This window comes from uncultured Algibacter sp., from assembly GCF_963976535.1.
Lineage (GTDB): Bacteria > Bacteroidota > Bacteroidia > Flavobacteriales > Flavobacteriaceae > Algibacter_B.
The window spans coordinates 1-6057 of sequence record NZ_CAXBLF010000101.1; the positions used below are offsets into that span (position 1 = coordinate 1).

Annotated in this window: 4 protein-coding genes and 2 pseudogenes; all 6 read left to right on the forward strand. The window is 33.2% G+C overall.

All coding sequences use genetic code 11. The annotated features are described in order from the left end of the window. The first annotated feature begins 2 nt into the window (after window positions 1–2). Window positions 3–959 carry a type IX secretion system membrane protein PorP/SprF gene (locus AAC024_RS15500; protein ID WP_339896400.1) on the forward strand — a complete coding sequence of 319 codons (957 nt, stop codon included), beginning with the start codon at window positions 3–5 and terminating at the stop codon, window positions 957–959. Window positions 960–978: 19 nt separating this feature from the next. After that, the gene (locus AAC024_RS15505; RefSeq protein WP_339896401.1) at window positions 979–2865 is read left to right on the forward strand and encodes an OmpA family protein; all 1887 of its coding nucleotides are present in this window, start codon (window positions 979–981) and stop codon (window positions 2863–2865) included. 504 nt (window positions 2866–3369) lie between these two features. Next, complete coding sequence (gene ruvB, locus AAC024_RS15510; protein ID WP_339896402.1) at window positions 3370–4392, forward strand: Holliday junction branch migration DNA helicase RuvB; 1023 nt, start codon at window positions 3370–3372, stop codon at window positions 4390–4392. Between the two features lie 58 nt (window positions 4393–4450). Further along, window positions 4451–4762 (forward strand): annotated as a pseudogene (locus AAC024_RS15515) (GIY-YIG nuclease family protein). 103 nt (window positions 4763–4865) lie between these two features. Further along, window positions 4866–5177: pseudogene (locus AAC024_RS15520) on the forward strand (GIY-YIG nuclease family protein). 98 nt (window positions 5178–5275) lie between these two features. Next, window positions 5276–6057: tRNA epoxyqueuosine(34) reductase QueG (queG, locus tag AAC024_RS15525; RefSeq protein ID WP_339896403.1), on the forward strand; the 782-nt coding region annotated here is incomplete at its 3' end.

A 6057-nucleotide genomic window follows, 5' to 3' on the forward strand; every position in this document is an offset into this window, starting at 1 on the left:
ACATGAAACATATAAATATATATCATAAAATAGCTGCTTTGTTAAGTATAATCATACTGTCTTTTCAAAGTAACGCTCAACAAGATGCTCAATTCACTCAATATATGTACAATATGAGTGTAATAAATCCTGCTTACGCTACTGCGGAAGAAGGTATATTAAACTTAGGAGGATTATACAGAACACAATGGGTAGGTTTAGAAGGCGCCCCAAAAACAGGAAGCTTTTTTGCCCACACACCTATTAACGATAAAATTGAGATGGGAATTTCATTCACCAATGATAATATTGGAGATGTAGTAAATGAAAATAACTTATTTGCAGATTTCGCTTATGTATTACCAGTAGGTATAGAAAGTAAAATATCCTTTGGTATAAAAGCTGGAGTAACACTTTTCGATACTAATTTTAATGGGTTTCAATTGCAATCAGGAGGCGCAAGCACAGACCAAGCTTTTGATGAAAACATAAGTAGAGCATTTCCAAATTTAGGAATTGGTGCTTTCTTTTTTACCGATACTTATTATTTAGGATTATCGGCACCAAATATGTTATCGACTAAACATCTAGAAAATGAAAACGGCATAAAAGCAACTGGTGTTCAAAATGTACATTACTTCCTTACCGGCGGATATGTTTTTGATATTGATCAAAATGTAAAACTAAAACCCGCATTTATGGCCAGAGGTGTAAAAGGTGCTCCGTTAGCATTAGATATTACAGCAAATGTATTGATTAATGAAAAACTTGAAGTAGGATTAGGTTATCGTTTAGATGATGCTATGAGTGCTTTGGTAAATTTCAGAATTACACCAGAGCTTAGAGTAGGTTATGCCTATGATTATACAACTACTAATTTAGGAGATTTTAATTCTGGGTCGCACGAAATATTCATTTTGTTTGATGTCGATTTATTCGGATTTAAAAGCGGTTACGATCGTTCACCAAGATTCTTCTAACATTTAATAATTGGAAAACATGAAAAAATATACATACATAATTGCAGGCCTTTTATTAGTTAGTGGAATGGCTCATGCACAAAAGAAAAATTTAAAGCGCGTTAATAAGCTTTTTGAAATGAGAGCTTATAAAGATGCCGCCGAAATTTACGAAACTAAAGAGCGCAACCAAGAAGTGCTTCAAAATTTAGGAGACAGTTATTATTATAATACCAGTCTTCAAAAGGCGATTAAAACCTACAGGGAGTTATTTGTAGAGTATGGCGATTCTATAGATATTGAATATCATTTTAGATTTGCTCAAGCATTAAAAGGCGTTAAAGAATACAAAGATGCCGATAAGCATTTAAGAAGGTATTATAATAAACCAGTTAATACCCTTGCTTTTATAAAACAAAACGGTAAAACCACACCACATACGTTCAAATTAAAACAGATAGAAAATAAAAATTCTAGTAGTGATTTTGGTTTGTCGTTTTATGGTGATAATAAAGTCGCTTTTGCTTCTGGAAGAAATTCTGAAAACCCATCTTATTCATGGAATAATCTTCCGTATCTAGATTTGTATAGCGCAACACTAACAAGTCAAAATGTTTTAGAAGATATTCAACCATTTTCAGATGCGATTAATACAAGTTCCCATGAAAGTAACGCGGTGTTTACCAAAGATGGTAAAACGATGTATTTTAATAGAACAAATACAACGCGTAAAAAAACAGATGAAGAACGAATAGCGCATGTCAAAATTTATAAAGCTGAATTGGTAGATAGTGTATGGACTAATGTTACCGCATTGCCATTTACATCAAACGCATATAGTACAGAACATCCAGCTATAAGTAAAGACGAAAAAACACTGTACTTTGCTAGCGATATGCCAGGGACTTTTGGAAGTTTTGATATTTACCGAGTTTCTATTAATGATGATGGCACCTACAGTGAGCCAGAAAATTTAGGAGAAACAATCAACACCAAACATAGAGAACAATTTCCATTTATTAGTGAGTTTAATGTATTGTACTTTTCTTCGATTGGGCATCTTGGTTATGGCGGATTAGATGTATTTAGAAGCAATATGGTAAATGATGCATTTGATACACCAGTAAACTTAGGAAACTCGATAAATAGTAATCTAGATGACTTCGCTTATGTTGTGAGAGAAAAGAATAATAATGGCTATGTGTCTTCAAACAGAACAGGTTACGATAGATTATTTGGTTTTGCACGAGAACAAAACCCTTTAACCATGTACCAAGTTGAAGGTATTGTTCAAGATTTAAATAGCAAAGCATTATTAGGCGGATCGTTAGTAACATTGTTTGATGAATCTGACACTGTAATTCAAGATGCAATTGTTGGCGATGATGCGTATTACATTTTCAAAATAGAACCTAATAAAAAGTATAAAGTTAGAGGAACTAGAAAAGCATATATTCCACAAGACGTGGAGTTCTCAACCGATAGTAAAGGAAAAGTGCAACATGATATTTATTTGTCTTTAGAATCTTTTGCTGATGCTGAAGAGCGTGTCAAAGAAAAAGATGATGGAAATGTACAAGTCGAGTTAGATAAAATCTTTTTCGATTTTGATGCAGCTATCATTCGTAAAGATGCTGCAACTACTTTAAACGTATTAGTTGATTTAATGAAGAAATATCCATCTATGGAAGTTGAAGTATCTGCACATACAGATGCTCGCGGACCAGATGAGTACAACTTAAACTTATCGAAAAAACGTGCCGCTTCAACGCTTGAATATTTAGTGAGTCAGGGCATTGAAAGAAATCGACTAAAAAGTATTGGCTATGGCGAAATGCAACCACTTAACGCGTGTGTTAAAGAAGGAATTTGCGATGATAGAGAATATGATATTAACCGACGCTGTGAGTTTACAATTTTGAATTAGAATTCCTGCTGAGGTAGGAATCTCATAATAAATAACCAAAAACCTTTAATCAACCAAATTTTTTTGAAAAGCCTTTCCTCCCGATAGCTATCGGGATTGAAAGGCTTTTTTATGCTGAATTTATTTCAGTATGCTTATATTTGAATATAAATAAACAATTTTATGTATTTTTAAAATAGATAAAGAAAATCTCATAATAAATGATCAAGTTTTGGATTATAACTGTAAGTATATTTTTAATTATAACTTACTTTTTGCATAAAGCGTTTTATAAGCGAGTTAGAGGCAATATACAAATGAAGAAAAAACTATACAGCATATATTATTGGGAAGGTTTGGTTGGCTTGAGCTCATTATCAACATTGGTATTATTGCTTATTTTGAAATCAACCAAGCTTATAACTTTTTAAATCTTGTCATTCCTTCGCGTAAAGGAATCATTTTTTATATTATTCAAATTGAAACTAAATGTCTCCCTGAGCGCAGTCGAAGGGTCTCTTTAATATGAACGAAAACCTAGATACAACCGACGAAAATTTTTCACCCGAAGAATTAGATGTAGAAAGAAAGTTAAGACCCTTGTCATTTGATGATTTTACGGGTCAGGATCAAGTGCTTGAAAACCTTAAAATTTTTGTTCAAGCGGCAAACTTAAGAACAGAAGCTTTAGACCATACGTTGTTTCATGGGCCTCCAGGATTAGGGAAAACAACCTTAGCTTATATTTTAGCTAACGAATTAACAGTTGGTATCAAAGTAACATCTGGTCCTGTTTTAGATAAACCAGGCGATTTAGCAGGGTTACTTACAAATTTAGAAGAACGAGATGTCCTGTTTATTGATGAAATTCATCGATTAAGCCCAATAGTTGAGGAGTATTTATACTCAGCCATGGAAGATTATAAAATCGATATTATGATTGAATCTGGGCCAAATGCACGTTCGGTACAAATCAATTTGAATCCGTTTACTTTAGTTGGAGCAACAACACGTTCTGGTTTATTAACAGCACCCATGCGTGCACGTTTTGGTATTCAAAGCAGACTGCAATATTATAAAACCGATTTACTTACAACTATTACACAACGAAGTGCCGAAATTTTAGATGTTCCCATTTCCATGGAAGCCGCTATTGAAATTGCGGGCAGAAGTAGAGGAACACCAAGAATAGCCAATGCATTGTTACGTCGTGTTCGAGATTTTGCACAAATAAAAGGTAATGGAAGTATCGATATTAAAATAGCAAAATTTGCACTTGAAGCGCTTAATGTAGATGCACACGGATTAGATGAAATGGATAATAAAATTTTAACCACCATCATTGAAAAATTCAAAGGTGGCCCTGTTGGAATTTCTACCATTGCAACAGCAGTAAGTGAAAGCCCTGAAACTATAGAAGAAGTTTACGAACCGTTTTTAATACAACAAGGTTTTATTATGCGAACGCCTCGTGGACGTGAAGTTACAGAACAAGCATATAAGCACTTAGGAAAAGTTAAAGGACGAACGCAGGGTGGATTGTTTTAGATTAAATTTTGCAATGATGTCAGGCTGAGCGCAGTCGAAGCCCTTAAAAGCTCCAATAATGAATTTTTACTACGTATATATTTTAACATGTTCTGATGAATCTTACTATACAGGAATAACAAATGATTTAGAAAAAAGGTTTAACGAACATCAATTTGGATTTAACAAAGAATCATATACTTATAACAGAAGACCATTAATATTAGAATTTCATTAAGAATTTAATGATGTTTTACAAGCCATTTATTTTGAAAAGAAAATTAAAGGATGGACAAGGGCTAAAAAACAAGCGTTAATAAATGGAAATTTTGATATGTTACAGATACTTTCTGAATGTAGAAATGCTACTCATTATAAATATAATAATTAGTTAAGTTTGCACTTCGACTGCGCTCAGTGTGACAACTAGTATAGTTTAAAATTAAAACTGGATGTCAGGCTGAGCGCAGTCGAAGCCCTTAAAAGCTCCAATAATGAATTTTTACTACGTATATATTTTAACATGTTCTGATGAATCTTACTATACAGGAATAACAAATGATTTAGAAAAAAGGTTTAACGAACATCAATTTGGATTTAACAAAGAATCATATACTTATAACAGAAGACCATTAATATTAGAATTTCATTAAGAATTTAATGATGTTTTACAAGCCATTTATTTTGAAAAGAAAATTAAAGGATGGACAAGGGCTAAAAAACAAGCGTTAATAAATGGAAATTTTGATATGTTACAGATACTTTCTGAATGTAGAAATGCTACTCATTATAAATATAATAATTAGTTAAGTTTGCACTTCGACTGCGCTCAGTGTGACAACTAGTATAGTTTAAAATTAAAACTGGATGTCAGGCTGAGCGCAGTCGAAGCCCAATAGGATTAATGAATTCAAAATCTAAATACTCTACATTAATAAAAACCGAAGCCAAACGCCTCGGTTTTTTATCTTGTGGCATAAGTAAAACCGAATTTTTAGAAGAAGAAGCACCTCGTTTAGAAAAATGGTTAAATAACAATATGCATGGGCAAATGCAATACATGGAAAACCATTTTGATAAACGTTTAGACCCGACAAAATTGGTTGAAGGTTCAAAAAGTGTGGTGTCCTTATTGTTGAATTATTTTCCTTCAGAAGAACAAAATCAAGATAGTTTCAAGCTATCCAAATATGCCTACGGAACCGATTATCATTTTATTATTAAAGACAAATTAAAATCTTTGCTCCATTTTATTCAAGATGAAATAGGCGATGTACATGGTCGTGCCTTTGTAGACTCAGCACCTGTGCTTGATAAAGCCTGGGCTGCTAAATCTGGCTTGGGTTGGATTGGGAAGCATAGTAATCTATTAACGCAACAAGTGGGCTCTTTTTATTTTATAGCTGAATTAATTATCGATTTAGACTTAGAATACGATTCTGTAACTACAGATCACTGTGGTTCATGCACTGCTTGTATCGATGCCTGTCCGACCGAAGCGATAACAGAACCTTATGTGGTAGATGGTAGTAAATGCATTTCATATTTCACCATAGAATTAAAAGAAAATATCCCTTCAGAATTTAAAGGAAAAATGGATGATTGGATGTTTGGTTGTGATGTTTGTCAAGATGTGTGTCCTTGGAACCGGTTTTCAAAACCGCATAGCGAACCTTTATTTAATCC

What these genes read in the sequence shown, in the direction of transcription:
- AAC024_RS15500 (WP_339896400.1), top strand. Translation starts at nt 3, where the DNA reads ATGAAACATATAAATATATATCATAAAATAGCTGCTTTGTTAAGTATA.
- AAC024_RS15505 (WP_339896401.1), top strand. Translation starts at nt 979, where the DNA reads ATGAAAAAATATACATACATAATTGCAGGCCTTTTATTAGTTAGTGGA.
- ruvB (WP_339896402.1), top strand. Translation starts at nt 3,370, where the DNA reads ATGAACGAAAACCTAGATACAACCGACGAAAATTTTTCACCCGAAGAA.